We start from the raw sequence: 14,219 nt of genomic DNA, 5'->3' as shown, positions 1-14,219 counted from the left end.
AATGGTCGAGCTTAGCGATGAGGAGATGCTGCGCTACAACCGCCAGATTGTGCTGCGCGGCTTTGACTTTGACGGCCAGGAAAAGCTTAAGGCTTCGCGAGTGCTCATCGTCGGGCTGGGCGGGCTGGGCTGCGCGGCGGCACAGTATCTGGCGGCCGCGGGCGTGGGCCAGCTCACGCTGCTCGATTTCGACACCGTTTCGCTCTCAAATCTCCAGCGGCAAACGCTGCACAGCGATGCCACAATTGGCAAACCGAAGGTGGATTCCGCGCGGGATTCACTGGCGGCGATTAATCCGCATATCCAACTCGACACCGTCAATGCGATGCTCGAATACCCTCAGCTTTCCGGGTTAATCGCCCGCCACGATGTGGTGCTGGACTGCACGGATAACGTGGCTATACGCAACCAGCTCAATCGCGGCTGCCATCAGCATAAGATCCCGCTGGTGTCCGGGGCGGCCATTCGCATGGAGGGCCAGATTAGCGTCTTCACGTATCAGGATAACGAGCCCTGCTACCGCTGCCTGAGCCGTCTGTTTGGCGAAAGTACGCTGAGCTGCGTTGAGGCTGGCGTTATGGCCCCGCTGGTCGGGATTATCGGCTCGCTGGAAGCCATGGAGGCCATCAAGCTGCTGGCAAACTACGGCACCCCAGCGCGCGGGAAAATCGTGCTTTACGATGCGATGACCTGTCAGTTCAGAGAGATGAAGCTGGCACGTAACCCGCAGTGTGAAGTGTGCGGGTAGAAACGAAAACGGGGATATCATTATCCCCGTTATTTTTAGACCGCCAGATCGGTGAGCATCACCTTGGCAATTTCGAAGTAAATCAGCAGCCCGGTTCCGTCGATTAAGGTGGTGATAAACGGCGCCGACACCACGGCCGGATCGATATTCACCTTACGAAGCAGCATCGGAATAATCGAAGAAACAATCGCGCTCCAGACGGTGATGGCGATGAGCGTCAGGCTGACCACCATCATCACTTCCATACCCACGCCCAGCATCCAGGCCCGAATAAACCCGGCGGTGCCAATGGTTAAGGCAATGAGCACCGAGGCCGAGATCTCCTTGCGCAAAATAGCGCCCAAATCCTTTAGCCCCACTTCGCCGAGCGCCATCGCCCTGACCAGCGTCGAGGTAATTTGTGTGCCGGTATTGCCGCCGGTGCCAATCAGCAACGGGATAAAGAACGCCAGCGCAATCGCCGCCTCAAGCTGATCTTCAAACGATTTAATCACCGAGCTGGTGTAAGCCTCGGCCACAAACAGCAGCAGCAGCCAGACCGATCTTTTGCGCCACAGCGTAAAGACGCTACTTTGCAGATAGGGCGTTTCCAGCGGCGACGACGCGCCCTGCAGCTGGCTGTCCAGCGTGTTTTCGTCCTCAAGCAGCTGAGCGATTTCCTGCGGGCCCAGCACGCCTTTCAGCTTGCCGTAGCTCAAAACAGGGATGTAGTTAGCGCCCGCCTTTTTAATATCCACGCAGGCTTCATGCCGCGTTTTTTCCGGCGTTAATGAGAACGCCACGGGCCGCATCAGATCACTGAGTAGCGCCTCTTTGTCGGCCTGCAGCAGTGATTTTACCGGCACGAGGCCAAACAAATGAGCATCGTCGTCCACCACAAATATCTGCGACGGGATCTGCTCATTTTTAATGCCCGAACAGAACAACGCCTGCGCATCCTGCACCGAAGTGCCCGGCGGTAAAGCGATGTAATCCTGGCTCAGGTAAGCCAGCACGGTGTTTTGTGAGTCTGAGGATGGCAGTTTGACGGACACGGCCAGTGAAGCGCGGGTGTGCGCTGAGGTATTAGTTGAAAAGGTCATGATTTTTCCCCGGTTACTGTTTTAAAAATAAACAGTCCTCATCCTGGGGCGAAGCAAGATATGAGAGTGCTGACGCTATCTCCATGTCTCGGTTTTAGCACTGCACAACGTATCCCCTAAAGCGGGGGAAGTTACCTGGGGTTATACCTTCGCTCGATATAACCTGTCCTAATCTTGGGCGTCTCTCGACGTCGTCAGATCAGCAACCTATGTTTGTACAGGAGCCTCGCCTAACGAGATACTGCAAGTCTTCCGCGGCCTATAGTAGGGATTTAAACTTCGGGCGCAAGGCAAAGAACCTGCGCTGTTTAGGGTTTATTTATGCTTTTTTTCTGCTCAGTCGTAGAGTTTATCGCTGGTCACCGCCGGTCGACCCTTCCCCGCTCCCACGCGCCGCACTGACGCCTGCACCTTTAGCGTACCGCCCAACAGAATATTCACCACCGGCGCTTCCGGGCGCATCAGGCGCTGCTGCAGCAGTTGAACCGCCTCCTCACCCAGCTCGTCCCTGGGAACATGAACCGAGGTTAAAGGCACGTCATGGATTTCGGCCAGGTTAAAGCCATCGATGCTCATTACTGACATATCCTGCGGCACGCGCAGCCCTGCTTTTTGCAGAGCACTAACGGCACCTGCCGCCATAAAATCGCCGCCGACTAACAGCGCGCTCGGCCAGGCCGGCCGCGGCGTAACGGCCAGATAGTCGCTGATTAAGGCCTCGCTCTCTTTGGCACCGAAGCTTTGGGCGACTAACAAATGCCGGGTCTCATCAAACGACAAATTACGGCTGTCCCACGCATCCCGAATCCCGGCCAGGCGCTGTTCCATGGTGTAGCGACGCAGGCACATTACCGTCAGTACGCCTTTATGCCCCATGTCGAACAGATAATTTGCGGCAAAGCGGCCGGTCATCAGGTGATCCGGCGCCACGCCTGAAAGACGCATTTTGCGATCCTGGCAGTTGATCAGCACGCAAGGCTTGCCCAGATCCGCCGCCAGATCGTGGATGTGCGGATCATCAATCCCCAGCAGAATGGCCGCTTCGGTTTCCGCCTCGTTCATCTTGCTGAGAAACAGTCCGGTATCGCTGTCATTCTCTTCCAGCGCGCAGAAGCGCAGCCTGGCGTCGTGAGGCACCAGCGCCTTGCCGATGCCCTGCATCACCCGGTAGTAGAAGACGTCCAGCCGCTCATCAAACGCCCGACGGGGCGCAAAAACCACCAGGCTGTTGACCAATAATCTGCCCGCGGCAATGCCCTGTAATACCCCCTTAGCTTTGGCGCAGGCCAGTACCCGCTGGCGGGCCGACTCGCTGGTATTCCCCTTACCCGCCAGCACGCGGGAAACGGTGCTTATCGACAGCCCCGTTTGCGCGGCAATTTCGGTGATTTTTAGCGTTTTACTCATTTTGTGATCGACGCCCGTTTGTGAAATGAAAAAATTTTCATGACTGCGAGTACGCCATAGTGCCGGAGATTTAGCGTTATTTCTTCGCGTCGGATCGAGATAGTGAAAATATTTGCAAAAATTGCGCTATTGGTTGGCTGATAACTCAATTACGCTCCATTTTGTTAACCAATAAGGTTCTCACTGAAAGTGAAAATAAAATTAAAAATATAAAAATCAAATAATTAAATTACACCCATCGCCAAAAATAGTGGCATACCAATTCTACTAATTACCCTACAAGGTGGAGTGAACTATGAGTCATGGCATCGACCAACCGATAACCGCCGTTAAGGCAGGACGCGTTTTCCGACATTTGCGCTGGTGGGTTCTGGTTCTGTTCTTACTTGGCGTCACCGTGAATTACATCACGCGTAATGCGCTGGGGATCCTGGCGCCTGAACTGAAAACCTCCCTCGGCATTACTACCGAACAATATTCCTGGATAGTCGGTGCTTTTCAGCTGGCCTATACCCTGTTCCAGCCTCTCTGCGGCTGGCTGATCGACGTGATTGGCCTGAAGATCGGCTTTCTGATCTGCGCCAGCATCTGGGCGGTGATGTGCATGCTGCATGCCGGCGCCGGGAGCTGGTTACAGCTGGCTATTTTGCGCTTCATGATGGGCGGCGCGGAGGCCGCAGCCACGCCCGCCAACGCCAAAACGCTGGGTGAATGGTTCCCGAAAAAAGAGCGACCGATTGCCGCAGGCTGGGCCGGGGTGGGCTTTTCCATCGGCGCAATGCTGGCTCCGCCGATTATCTATTTTGCCCACAGTTTTTTTGGCTGGCAGGGTGCCTTTATGTTCAGCGGCGCGCTGGCGCTAGGGTGGGTTGTGCTGTGGTGGCTGTTTTACCACAACCCGGAACAGCACCCGAACCTGAGCAAGGAAGAACTGGCGTTCATCAAGCAGGACAACGAGCCGCCCGCCGTGAAACTGCCGTTTTTCACCGCCCTGAAAACCGTCTCCAAAAATAAACGCTTTTACGGCATCGCCATTCCAGCTTTTATGGCGGAACCCGCCTGGGCGGTCCTGAGCTTTTGGGTTCCGCTTTACCTGGCCAACGAACGCGGAATGGATCTCAAACAGATTGCTATGTTCGCCTGGCTGCCGTTCCTCGCTGCCGATATCGGCAGCATTGCCAGCGGCTATCTGACCAAAGTTTACGTCCGTATTTTTGGCTGCTCGCGCACCAATTCCGTGGTGGCGAGTTCGGTAACCGGCGCGTTCCTGATGCTTTCTCTGGCGCTGGTCGCCGTCACCAAAGATCCCTGGATTGCCATCCTGCTTATCTCCATCGGCGGCTTCGGGCACCAGATTATCTCCTGCATGCTCAGCGCGCTGGTGGTGGACTCTTTTGATAAAGGCCAGATGGCCACCGTCAACGGCATGCGCGGTTCGGCGGCCTGGATTGCCAGCTTTATCTTCTCTCTGATCATCGGCGTGACCGCCGACAAGATTGGCTTCAACCCGCTGTTTATCGCCATGGGCTTTTTTGATCTGATCGGCGCGGTGTTCCTGGTGGCATTTATCGCCGAACGCCGCGCAAAACGCACCTGAATGGATGGTCTCTCATGAAAACACTTAAGAACTGGACGCTCGCAAAACAAGATGACAGCCAGGTTATCCTGACCCTCGACGGCAAGCATTCGCTGCACCTGTATGTGCTGGAAGATAAGCTGTTTCGCGTGCTGATTAAACGTCAACAGGGCCTGGCGCTGGACCGCACCTGGAGCATCGCCCCGCAGCAGGATGTCCCGTGGGAGGGGCGCGACCGCGAAAGCCACGCCGGGTTTACCCTGCCCGGCTTCACGCTGGAACAGCAATCGGATAGGCTCATTATCAGTAGCGAAAGCCTGCGCGTGACCGTGCGCCAGCCGCTTTATCTGGAGTGGGAATACAAATCCGCCCAGGGCGAATGGCTGCCTCTCGCCTGCGATCGCCCCACCAGCGCCTACCAGCTTAACGCTCACGGCGATGGCGTGGCCCACTATCAGCGGCGCTTTGCCGGGGAGCGCTTTTACGGGCTGGGTGAAAAAGCCGGGCCGCTTAACCGCACCGGCAGGCGCTATGAGATGCGTAATCTGGACGCAATGGGCTATAACGCGGTGTCGACCGACCCGCTTTACAAGCATATTCCCTTCACTATTACGCGCCGGGACGACGTCAGCTTTGGCCTGTTCTATGACAACCTGAGCAGCTGCTGGCTGGATCTGGGCAACGAGATAGACAACTATCATCTGGCCTATCGCCGCTGGCAGGCAGAAGCCGGCGATCTGGACTATTACCTGTTTCTCGGCCCGCGCGTGCTGGACGTCACCAAGGCCTTCGTGCGCCTGACCGGGAAAACCTTCTTCGGGCCAAAATGGAGCCTCGGCTACAGCGGCTCAACGATGCATTACACCGACGCACCCGACGCCCAAAATCAGCTGATGAACTTCATTCGGCTGAGCCAGCAGCACGCGATTCCGTGCGACTCATTCCAGCTTTCGTCGGGCTACACCTCCATCAATAACAAACGCTACGTGTTTAACTGGAATTATGAAAAGGTGCCGCAGCCGAAGGTGATGAGCCAGGCGTTTATGGCGGCCGGGATCCGCCTTGCGGCCAACATCAAGCCTTGTCTGCTGCAGGATCATCCGCGTTATGAGGAGGTTGCCAAAGACGGGCTGTTTATCAAAGATTCGGAATCCGATGCGCCGGAACACTCCAGCTTCTGGGACGATGAAGGCTCTCATCTGGACTTCACCAACCCGGCCACGGTGAAGTGGTGGCAGGCTGGCGTCACCACACAGCTGCTGGAAATGGGCATTGGCTCCACCTGGAACGACAACAACGAATACGAAGTGTGGGACGGGGAAGCGCGCTGTCACGGCTTTGGCCAGCCGATAGCCATCAAACATATTCGCCCGGTCATGCCGCTGCTGATGATGCGCGCTTCGATGGAGGCTCAGCAGAAATTTTCCCCGGAAAAACGCCCATATCTGATTTCCCGTTCCGGTTGCGCCGGGATGCAGCGCTACGTCCAGACGTGGAGCGGCGACAACCGCACCAGCTGGGATACGCTGCGTTACAACACGCGGATGGGCGTCGGCATGAGCCTGTCCGGCCTGTTTAACGTCGGGCATGACGTTGGCGGTTTTTCGGGCGACAAACCTGACGCCGAGCTTTTCGTGCGCTGGGTTCAGAACGGCGTGATGCACCCGCGCTTCACCATCCATTCGTGGAATGATGACCACACCGTGAACGAACCCTGGATGTATCCGGCGGTGACTCCGGCCATCCGCAGCGCCATTGAGCTGCGTTATCGCCTGCTGCCCTATTTCTACACGCTGCTTTGGCAGGCACACTCGGATGATGAACCCATGCTGAGGCCGACGTTCCTCGACCATGAACATGACGTGAAGACGTTTGATGAATGCGATGAGTTCCTGCTGGGCCGGGATCTTCTGGTGGCAAGCGTGGTGGAGCCAGGACAACGCGAACGTACTTTATGGCTGCCGGCCAATGAGCACGGCTGGTACGACTATTATTCCGGCCAGTGGTTTAGCGGCGGCCAGACCATCACCCTGCCCGCCCCGCTTGAGCGTTTGCCATTGCTGGTTCGCGCCGGTGCGGCTCTGCCTCACAGCGAACGCATCAGCTACGTTTCCCCGCAGGACGATACCGTCCGTGAGCTAAAAATTTACCCGCTGCAGGGCACCGGGACGTCCCACGGCGTGTTGTTTGAGGATGACGGAGAATCCTGGGGCTATAAAGAAGGCAACGCGCTCTGGCTTAGCTGGGAAATAACCTGCTCAGCCAACGAGATTAACGTGGCCTTTAGCCGCAAGGGGGATTATTTGCCCGCGTGGCGCGAGATTAAGCTGTCTTTGCCTGAGGGAGAAAGACGTCGATTGCTGGTGAACGGCGTGGAATGCGAGGTATGGGGGCTGTAATTGCCCCTCACCCCGGCCCTCTCCCCAAAGGGGCGAGGGGGAAAACAACAGGGCAGAACAGTACACAATCTATTCCCTCTCCCTTTTAGGGAGAGGGTAAAATTACCCATCGATCCCTTTGCTACGCAGGTAATCTTCGTAGCCGCCGGTGAAGTCAATCACGCGCTCTGGGGTAATTTCCAGCACGCGGGTTGCCAGCGAGCTAACAAACTCACGGTCGTGGGAAACGAAGATCAGCGTCCCCTGGTACATTTCCAGCGCCATGTTCAGCGACTCGATGGATTCCATATCCAGGTGGTTCGTTGGTTCATCCATGATCAGGATGTTTGGTTTTTCCATCATCAGCTTGCCGAACAGCATACGGCCCTTCTCGCCCCCGGAAAGGACTTTGGCCGGCTTCTTGATGTCGTCCTGGCTGAACAGTAGACGACCCAGGATGCTGCGCACCGCCTGTTCGTCGTCGCCTTCCTGCTTCCACTGGCTCATCCAGTCAAAGACGGTCAGATCGTTTTCGAACTCGTATTCATGATCCTGGGCGTAGTAGCCAATCTGAGCATTTTCAGACCACTTCACGCTGCCGTTTTCCGGGGTCAGCTCGCCGACCAGGGTTTTCAGCATGGTAGATTTACCCACGCCGTTGGCACCCAAAATGGCAATCTTCTCGCCCACTTCCAGCAGCAGGTTGAAGTTTTTAAACAGCGGGCCGTTCTCAAACCCTTTGGTCACGGCTTCAACTTCAAGGGCGTTACGGAACAGTTTCTTATCCTGCTCGAAGCGGATGAACGGGTTCTGACGGCTGGACGCCTTAACTTCATCCAGCTTGATTTTATCAATCTGACGGGCACGGGAGGTGGCCTGGCGAGATTTGGAGGCGTTGGCGCTAAAGCGGCTAACGAAGGATTGCAGGTCTGCAATCTGCGCTTTCTTCTTCGCGTTGTCCGCCAGCAGGCGCTCGCGAGCCTGAGTTGCCGCCGTCATGTACTCGTCGTAGTTGCCAGGGTAAACGCGCAGCTCGCCGTAGTCCAGGTCAGCCATATGGGTGCAGACCATATTCAGGAAGTGACGGTCGTGCGAGATAATGATCATGGTGCTGTCGCGTTCGTTCAGCGTCTGCTCCAGCCAACGGATGGTGTCGATGTCCAGGTTGTTCGTTGGTTCGTCGAGCAGCAGGATGTCCGGGTTAGAGAACAGCGCCTGCGCCAGCAGCACGCGCAGCTTCCAGCCTGGAGCAACTTCGCTCATCGGGCCGTAGTGCTGCTCCAGCGGAATGCCCACGCCAAGCAGCAATTCACCGGCACGCGCTTCTGCGGTGTAGCCGTCCATCTCGCCGTATTTCACTTCGAGGTCGGCAACTTTGTAACCGTCTTCTTCGCTCATCTCAGGCAGGGCATAAATGCGGTCGCGTTCCTGCTTCACTTCCCACAGCTCGCCGTGGCCCATGATAACGGTGTCGAGTACGGTGAATTTTTCGAAGGCGAACTGATCCTGACGCAGCTTACCGATACGCTCGTTTGGGTCGAGAGAAACGTTGCCAAGCGTTGGCTCTAAGTCCCCGCCGAGGATTTTCATGAACGTGGATTTGCCGCTTCCGTTCGCGCCAATCAGGCCGTAACGGTTGCCGCCGCCAAATTTAACGGAGATATTTTCGAACAGCGGTTTGCTGCCAAACTGCATGGTAACGTTGCTGGATACAAGCACTGGTATGTCCTGGAGAAATAAGTTGTCGAGATTTTGGAATGTGATTTCGGCCACATTATGCCATAACTATGATAAAGGGTCGCCCCGCATCTTCACCGTACAATAGTTAATCAGTGTGAAAAAATTGTGATTTCATCCACATCTGATTTCCCAGATGAATGTAATGCACATATAATGCGCGGCTGAATCGTCCATGAACACTCACTAGCTGGCCCGTCTGGCATAACACTCGCATAACATGAATATGAAATTACGCTCGCTTTTACTGGCTTTTGTGGCTGTCGCGTCTTTCTCTGCTTCCGCCGTGACTTATCCGTTACCGACTAACGGCAGCCGCCTGGTTGGTGAAAACCAGGTTATTACTATTCCTGAAGGCAGCACCGCGCCGCTGGAAGAGTATGCCGCACAGTACCAGATGGGTCTGTCTAACATGCTGGAAGCTAACCCAGGCATTGACCCGTACCTGCCAAAAGCCGGCACCATTCTGAACATCCCTCAGCAGCTGATCCTGCCGGACACCGTGCATGAAGGGATTGTGATCAACAGTGCCGAAATGCGCCTCTACTATTACCCGAAAGGCACCAACACGGTGATCGTGCTGCCAATCGGTATCGGCCAGCTGGGGAAAGATACCCCGATCAACTGGACCACCAAGGTAGAGCGTAAGAAAAATGGCCCAACCTGGACCCCGACGGCGAAAATGCATGCGGAATACGCCGCTGCCGGTACGCCGCTGCCAGCCGTTGTTCCCGCTGGCCCGGACAACCCAATGGGCCTGTACGCGCTGTACATCGGTAACCTGTATGCGATTCACGGCACCAACGCCAACTTCGGTATCGGTCTGCGCGTAAGCCACGGCTGCGTGCGTCTGCGTAACGAAGACATCAAGTTTCTGTTCGACAACGTGCCGGTTGGCACCCGCGTTCAATTCATTGATGAGCCGGTAAAAGCCACCACCGAGCCAGACGGCAGCCGCTACATCGAAGTTCACAACCCGCTTTCCACCACTGAAGCGCAGTTCAACTCCGATGAAATCGTGCCGATTAAACTGACCAGCAGCGTTCAGCAGGTGACCGCTCAGTCCGACGTTGACACCACCGTTGTTGACCAGGCGATTCAGAACCGTTCCGGGATGCCGGTTCGTCTGAACTAAGTCCAGCAGTTTGCAAAATAGCGGCCTCCGGGCCGCTTTTTTATTGCCCGAAATCCGCCCGACAACCTTCACGCAGGGAATGTTTGTTATGCTGATAATTCATGATGTGATGGATAGCACAATTTTGAGTTTAATTGTATGATGAATGCGTTTCTTAAAGGGTAACCTCCATGCGCAACTCGTTCACGATAATCTGGCAGTATCTTCGCGCTTTTGTCTTAATTTACCTGTGTTTATACGCCGGTATTTTTGTCGCCTCTTTACTGCCTATCGTCATTCCCGGCAGCATTATCGGCATGCTGATTTTGTTTGTGCTGCTGTCGCTGCAGATCCTGCCGGCGAAGTGGGTAAAACCCAGCTGCCATTTGCTGATTCGCTATATGGCCCTTCTGTTCGTCCCTATTGGCGTGGGCGTGATGCAGTATTACGACGTGCTGAAAGCCCAGTTTGGCCCGGTGGTGGTGTCCTGTTTGATCAGCACGCTGGTGGTGCTGGTTATCGTGAGCTGGAGCTCACATCTGGTACACGGTGAAAGAAAAGTGATTGGTGAAGGCGAGGCAGAGAAAAAATGATGCACTTTATATGGTGGTCTTTACCGTTAACGCTGGTGGTGTTTTTTGCCGCCCGCAAGCTGGCCGCCCGGTTGAAATCCCCGCTGCTGAACCCGCTGCTGGTTTGCATGGTGGTGATCATTCCTTTTTTGCTGCTGACCGGCATTCCTTACGACCACTATTTTAAAGGCAGCGAAGTGCTCAACGACCTGCTGCAGCCCGCCGTTGTAGCCCTGGCCTTCCCGCTCTATGAGCAAATACACCAGATTCGCGCCCGCTGGAAATCCATTATTACCATCTGCTTTATTGGCAGCATGGTGGCGATGTCCACCGGCACATCTATCGCGTTATTGATGGGGGCGTCCCCGGAAATTGCCGCTTCGGTCCTGCCAAAATCCGTCACCACGCCGATTGCAATGGCGGTTGGCGGCGGCATTGGGGGTATCCCGGCTATCAGCGCCGTCTGCGTTATCTTCGTCGGTATTCTTGGCGCGGTGTTTGGCCACACGCTGCTGAACATGATGCGCATCAATACCAAAGCCTCACGCGGGCTGGCAATGGGTACCGCTTCCCACGCGCTGGGCACCGCTCGCTGTGCGGAACTGGACTTCCAGGAAGGGGCTTTTAGCTCGCTGGCGCTGGTGATTTGCGGGGTCATGACGTCGCTTATCGCTCCGTTTTTATTCCCGGTACTGCTGAAGCTTTTCGGCTAAAGCTTGCGAGAGATCGCGCACTTTCAGATTTGTTTTCATAAGTTGCATAAACAATTAGAACTAGATCACATATTTGGCCGGTACAGATCCGTAAACTACGTTTCCGTTACCTTTGATGAGGCTTTAACATGCGTTCACGTTTTGATGCCGCCGTTGTGCAACTCCCCGCCGCGCTGCAAACCGCTTTGCAACCCCTGCTTGCCGACGACCACTTCCCGGCTATGTTTACCGCAGCCGAAGTTGAAGCGCTAAAACATCAAACCGGGCTGGGTGACCAAGACCTGGTTTTCGCTCTGTTGCCGCTGGCCGCAGCCTGTGCCCGCGCAGACCTCTCTCATTTTAACGTCGGCGCCGTCGCGCGAGGCGTCAGCGGGAATCTCTATTTTGGCGGCAACATGGAGTTTCTGGGTGCCACCATGCAGCAAACCGTGCACGCCGAACAAAGCGCCATTACCCACGCGTGGATGCGCGGCGAAAAAGGCCTGGTTGATATCACCGTCAACTACACGCCCTGCGGTCACTGCCGTCAGTTTATGAATGAACTGAACAGCGGCACCGCGCTGGGTATTCATCTGCCTGGCCGCATGCCTTCCACTCTGGGTGAATATCTGCCGGATGCCTTTGGCCCGCGCGACCTGGACATCAAAACGCTACTGCTGGATGAAGAAAACCACGGTTTTGCGCTGAAAGGGGATGCCCTGACCCAGGCGGCAATAACCGCGGCTAACCGCAGTCATGCGCCTTACAGTCAAGCCCCGGCAGGCGTTGCGCTGGAAATGGTCGACGGGAAAATCTTCACCGGATGCTATGCGGAAAACGCTGCGTTTAACCCTTCCCTTCCGCCGCTGCAGGCCGCGCTGAACCTGCTTTCTCTGAATGGTTACGACTACCCACAAATTAAGCGCGCCGTGCTGGCAGAAAAAATCGATGCCCCGCTGCTGCAGTGGGATGCCACCTCCGCCACGCTGAAAGCACTGGGCTGTGAAGCCGTTGAGCGTGTTATTATTGCTCAATAATTCTCCGTTGCGGGTGTACCCACACTCGCATTGTTGAAATTTGCCCCAACTGAACCCGCGTTTCTTGCTCTTGAGGGCCGGGTAAAGTAGCCTTGGATGAAATTTCACCCCGCGAATGAGTCTGCAAGTCCATGTTGAAGCGCGTGTTTTACAGCCTGCTTATTGTTATCGGCTTAATGCTGGCGGCTGCGCTCGGGCTCGACCGCTGGATCAGCTGGAAAACCGCCCCCTACGTCTACGATGAACTGCAGGATCTGCCCTATCGCCAGGTGGGTGTGGTGCTCGGCACCGCCAAGTATTACCGCACCGGCGTCATCAATCAGTATTACCTGTACCGTATTCAGGGCGCGCTGAACGCCTACAACAGCGGCAAGGTGAACTACCTGCTGCTCAGCGGCGATAACGCGCAGCAAAGCTACAACGAGCCGATGACCATGCGCAAAGACCTGATCGCAGGCGGCGTTGATCCGGCGGATATCGTGCTGGATTACGCAGGCTTCCGCACGCTGGACTCGATTGTCCGCACCCGTAAAGTCTTTGATACCAACGATTTCATCATTATCACCCAGCGCTTCCACTGCGAGCGTGCGCTGTTTATCGCCCTGCATATGGGGATTCAGGCGCAGTGCTACGCGGTACCTTCCCCAAAAAACATGCTGACCGTGCGTACCCGCGAATTTGCCGCTCGCCTGGGGGCATTAGCGGATCTCTATCTCTTCAAGCGTGAGCCGCGTTTTCTCGGCCCGTTAGTGCCTATTCCGTCGCAGCAGGAAGTCCCGGAAGACGCGCAGGCCTATCCGGCCGTTACGCCGGAGCAACTGCTGGAAATCCAGAAAAAAGAGAAGAAGTGAGATAAACTATTGCGGTCATTTTGATAGCGCCTCTTCCGTCGTCGCCTTTCCTAATTCCTCAACTGCTGCATTCTTATTCCCTTGAATCCGACATCTGAGTTCGCCCTTATGCCTTTCACCCCATATTATTTTGGCGGAGCGCAATATCTCCATCTCAATAAGTGAGAAACTTTAATTCTCAACCTTTAACTCATAAACAAAATGAATTAAGACCAAAAACCTTTCTTTCGTAGGCCATTTAGGTGAATGTTGAATAATATGCATTCCCGCGGAGTGTATTACATGGAATTCACTTCCCCTACCTTAGTCCTCATAAAAATAGAGAAAATGAAATTTACAAACAGCTTATTTAGAACCGCAGGCAAAATACCTTTATTAAGATCGCATGACTGGCCCTTTGGAAAAATAGAGGTCGTGCTTGCCTATAACTTTAAAAAACGCCGACCTCATGAATATGCTTACCTGAAGTCAAAATATAAAGACATGCTTGAGCTGGTAGGTCGAGAGTCTGAGAGCGAAGAAAAAAAGTATATTTATAACAACTTCCACTATCTTCAGTCCGTGACGGAAAATGACCGCATAGATATTTTTGCTCACGCCAGTGAACATATGCTTGGTCACTACAGCCCCGAGGCGCTGGCGGATGATTTGAAAAAAATGTCTCTACGCCGCGTGGGCGTGATCAAATTTCAGGCTTGCTATATTGGAAAGGGTAACTGGCTGGAAAGAGCGCGAGATATCTTCATCAGTAAGGGAATCAGTTTTGCTTACATGGCAGCCCCCACCAACCGTATAGTATGGAATAATCCGTTCACTAAATATGTAAAAGGTGATCGAGAATTAGCCTATAAAGTGGTTAAAGGTAATATTAATAAACAGTTTCCTGGTACAAGATATACAGGATAAATTATTTACCTTCATTTGTGCCACCTGTGGGTAAGATGAACGGCAGTATCAGGGTGTTAAAGCCATTAACACTCAGATATCAGGGGCGCAGCTTATGCCAGAAAATCGAAGCCGCGCCC

Annotated in this window: 12 protein-coding genes and 1 riboswitch; of the genes, 9 read left to right on the top strand and 3 right to left on the bottom strand. The window is 54.7% G+C overall.

All coding sequences use genetic code 11. The features are described from left to right. Position 1: 1 nt before the first annotated feature. Positions 2 to 748, top strand: a complete 747-nt coding sequence (moeB, locus tag F3J26_RS02440; protein ID WP_008455226.1) for a molybdopterin-synthase adenylyltransferase MoeB — start codon at positions 2 to 4, stop codon at positions 746 to 748. Positions 749 to 783: 35 nt separating this feature from the next. Here moeB and F3J26_RS02435 read toward each other — a convergent pair whose 3' ends face one another. After that, positions 784 to 1,830 carry a magnesium transporter gene (locus tag F3J26_RS02435; protein WP_008455228.1) on the bottom strand — a complete coding sequence of 349 codons (1,047 nt, stop codon included), beginning with the start codon at positions 1,828 to 1,830 and terminating at the stop codon, positions 784 to 786. A gap of 72 nt (positions 1,831 to 1,902) precedes the next feature. Beyond that, positions 1,903 to 2,075, bottom strand: a riboswitch (M-box (ykoK) riboswitch). Between the two features lie 91 nt (positions 2,076 to 2,166). Beyond that, complete coding sequence (locus F3J26_RS02430) at positions 2,167 to 3,237, bottom strand: substrate-binding domain-containing protein (protein ID WP_166991081.1); 1,071 nt, start codon at positions 3,235 to 3,237, stop codon at positions 2,167 to 2,169. Between the two features lie 295 nt (positions 3,238 to 3,532). Between F3J26_RS02430 and F3J26_RS02425 the strand changes: the two genes are divergently transcribed. Further along, a complete protein-coding gene (locus F3J26_RS02425) occupies positions 3,533 to 4,834 on the top strand; it encodes an MFS transporter (RefSeq protein ID WP_008455232.1) in 1,302 nt (433 codons plus the stop codon). A gap of 14 nt (positions 4,835 to 4,848) precedes the next feature. Beyond that, the gene (locus F3J26_RS02420) at positions 4,849 to 7,212 is read left to right on the top strand and encodes a TIM-barrel domain-containing protein (RefSeq protein ID WP_166991078.1); all 2,364 of its coding nucleotides are present in this window, start codon (positions 4,849 to 4,851) and stop codon (positions 7,210 to 7,212) included. A 102-nt stretch (positions 7,213 to 7,314) separates the two neighbouring features. Here the strand turns inward: F3J26_RS02420 and F3J26_RS02415 are convergent, their stop codons facing one another. After that, entirely contained in the window at positions 7,315 to 8,910 is a 1,596-nt protein-coding gene (locus F3J26_RS02415) for an ABC-F family ATPase (RefSeq protein ID WP_008455235.1), read from the bottom strand. Positions 8,911 to 9,148: 238 nt separating this feature from the next. Here F3J26_RS02415 and ldtB point away from each other — a divergent pair, with 238 nt between their 5' ends. From ldtB to F3J26_RS02385, 6 genes are all read left to right on the top strand, one after another. After that, positions 9,149 to 10,063, top strand: coding sequence for a L,D-transpeptidase (gene ldtB, locus F3J26_RS02410; RefSeq protein ID WP_008455237.1), 915 nt, complete (start codon positions 9,149 to 9,151; stop codon positions 10,061 to 10,063). A gap of 170 nt (positions 10,064 to 10,233) precedes the next feature. After that, on the top strand, positions 10,234 to 10,635 hold the full coding sequence (locus F3J26_RS02405; protein WP_039295384.1) for a CidA/LrgA family protein: 402 nt from the start codon (positions 10,234 to 10,236) through the stop codon (positions 10,633 to 10,635). After that, on the top strand, positions 10,632 to 11,327 hold the full coding sequence (locus F3J26_RS02400) for a CidB/LrgB family autolysis modulator (protein ID WP_008455241.1): 696 nt from the start codon (positions 10,632 to 10,634) through the stop codon (positions 11,325 to 11,327). The genes F3J26_RS02405 and F3J26_RS02400 overlap by 4 nt, the downstream gene beginning before the upstream one ends. A gap of 128 nt (positions 11,328 to 11,455) precedes the next feature. Further along, complete coding sequence (gene cdd, locus F3J26_RS02395) at positions 11,456 to 12,343, top strand: cytidine deaminase (RefSeq protein ID WP_166991075.1); 888 nt, start codon at positions 11,456 to 11,458, stop codon at positions 12,341 to 12,343. Positions 12,344 to 12,474: 131 nt separating this feature from the next. Next, entirely contained in the window at positions 12,475 to 13,194 is a 720-nt protein-coding gene (sanA, locus tag F3J26_RS02390; protein WP_008455244.1) for an outer membrane permeability protein SanA, read from the top strand. Positions 13,195 to 13,476: 282 nt separating this feature from the next. Further along, positions 13,477 to 14,100, top strand: a complete 624-nt coding sequence (locus tag F3J26_RS02385; protein ID WP_034807793.1) for a hypothetical protein — start codon at positions 13,477 to 13,479, stop codon at positions 14,098 to 14,100. Positions 14,101 to 14,219: the final 119 nt, after the last annotated feature.

Origin of the sequence: Enterobacter sp. Ap-867, from assembly GCF_011752855.1 — a bacterium.
GTDB lineage: Bacteria > Pseudomonadota > Gammaproteobacteria > Enterobacterales > Enterobacteriaceae > Cedecea.
Note: the sequence above shows the minus strand (reverse complement) of the source record. Positions and strands in the feature narration are given on the sequence as shown.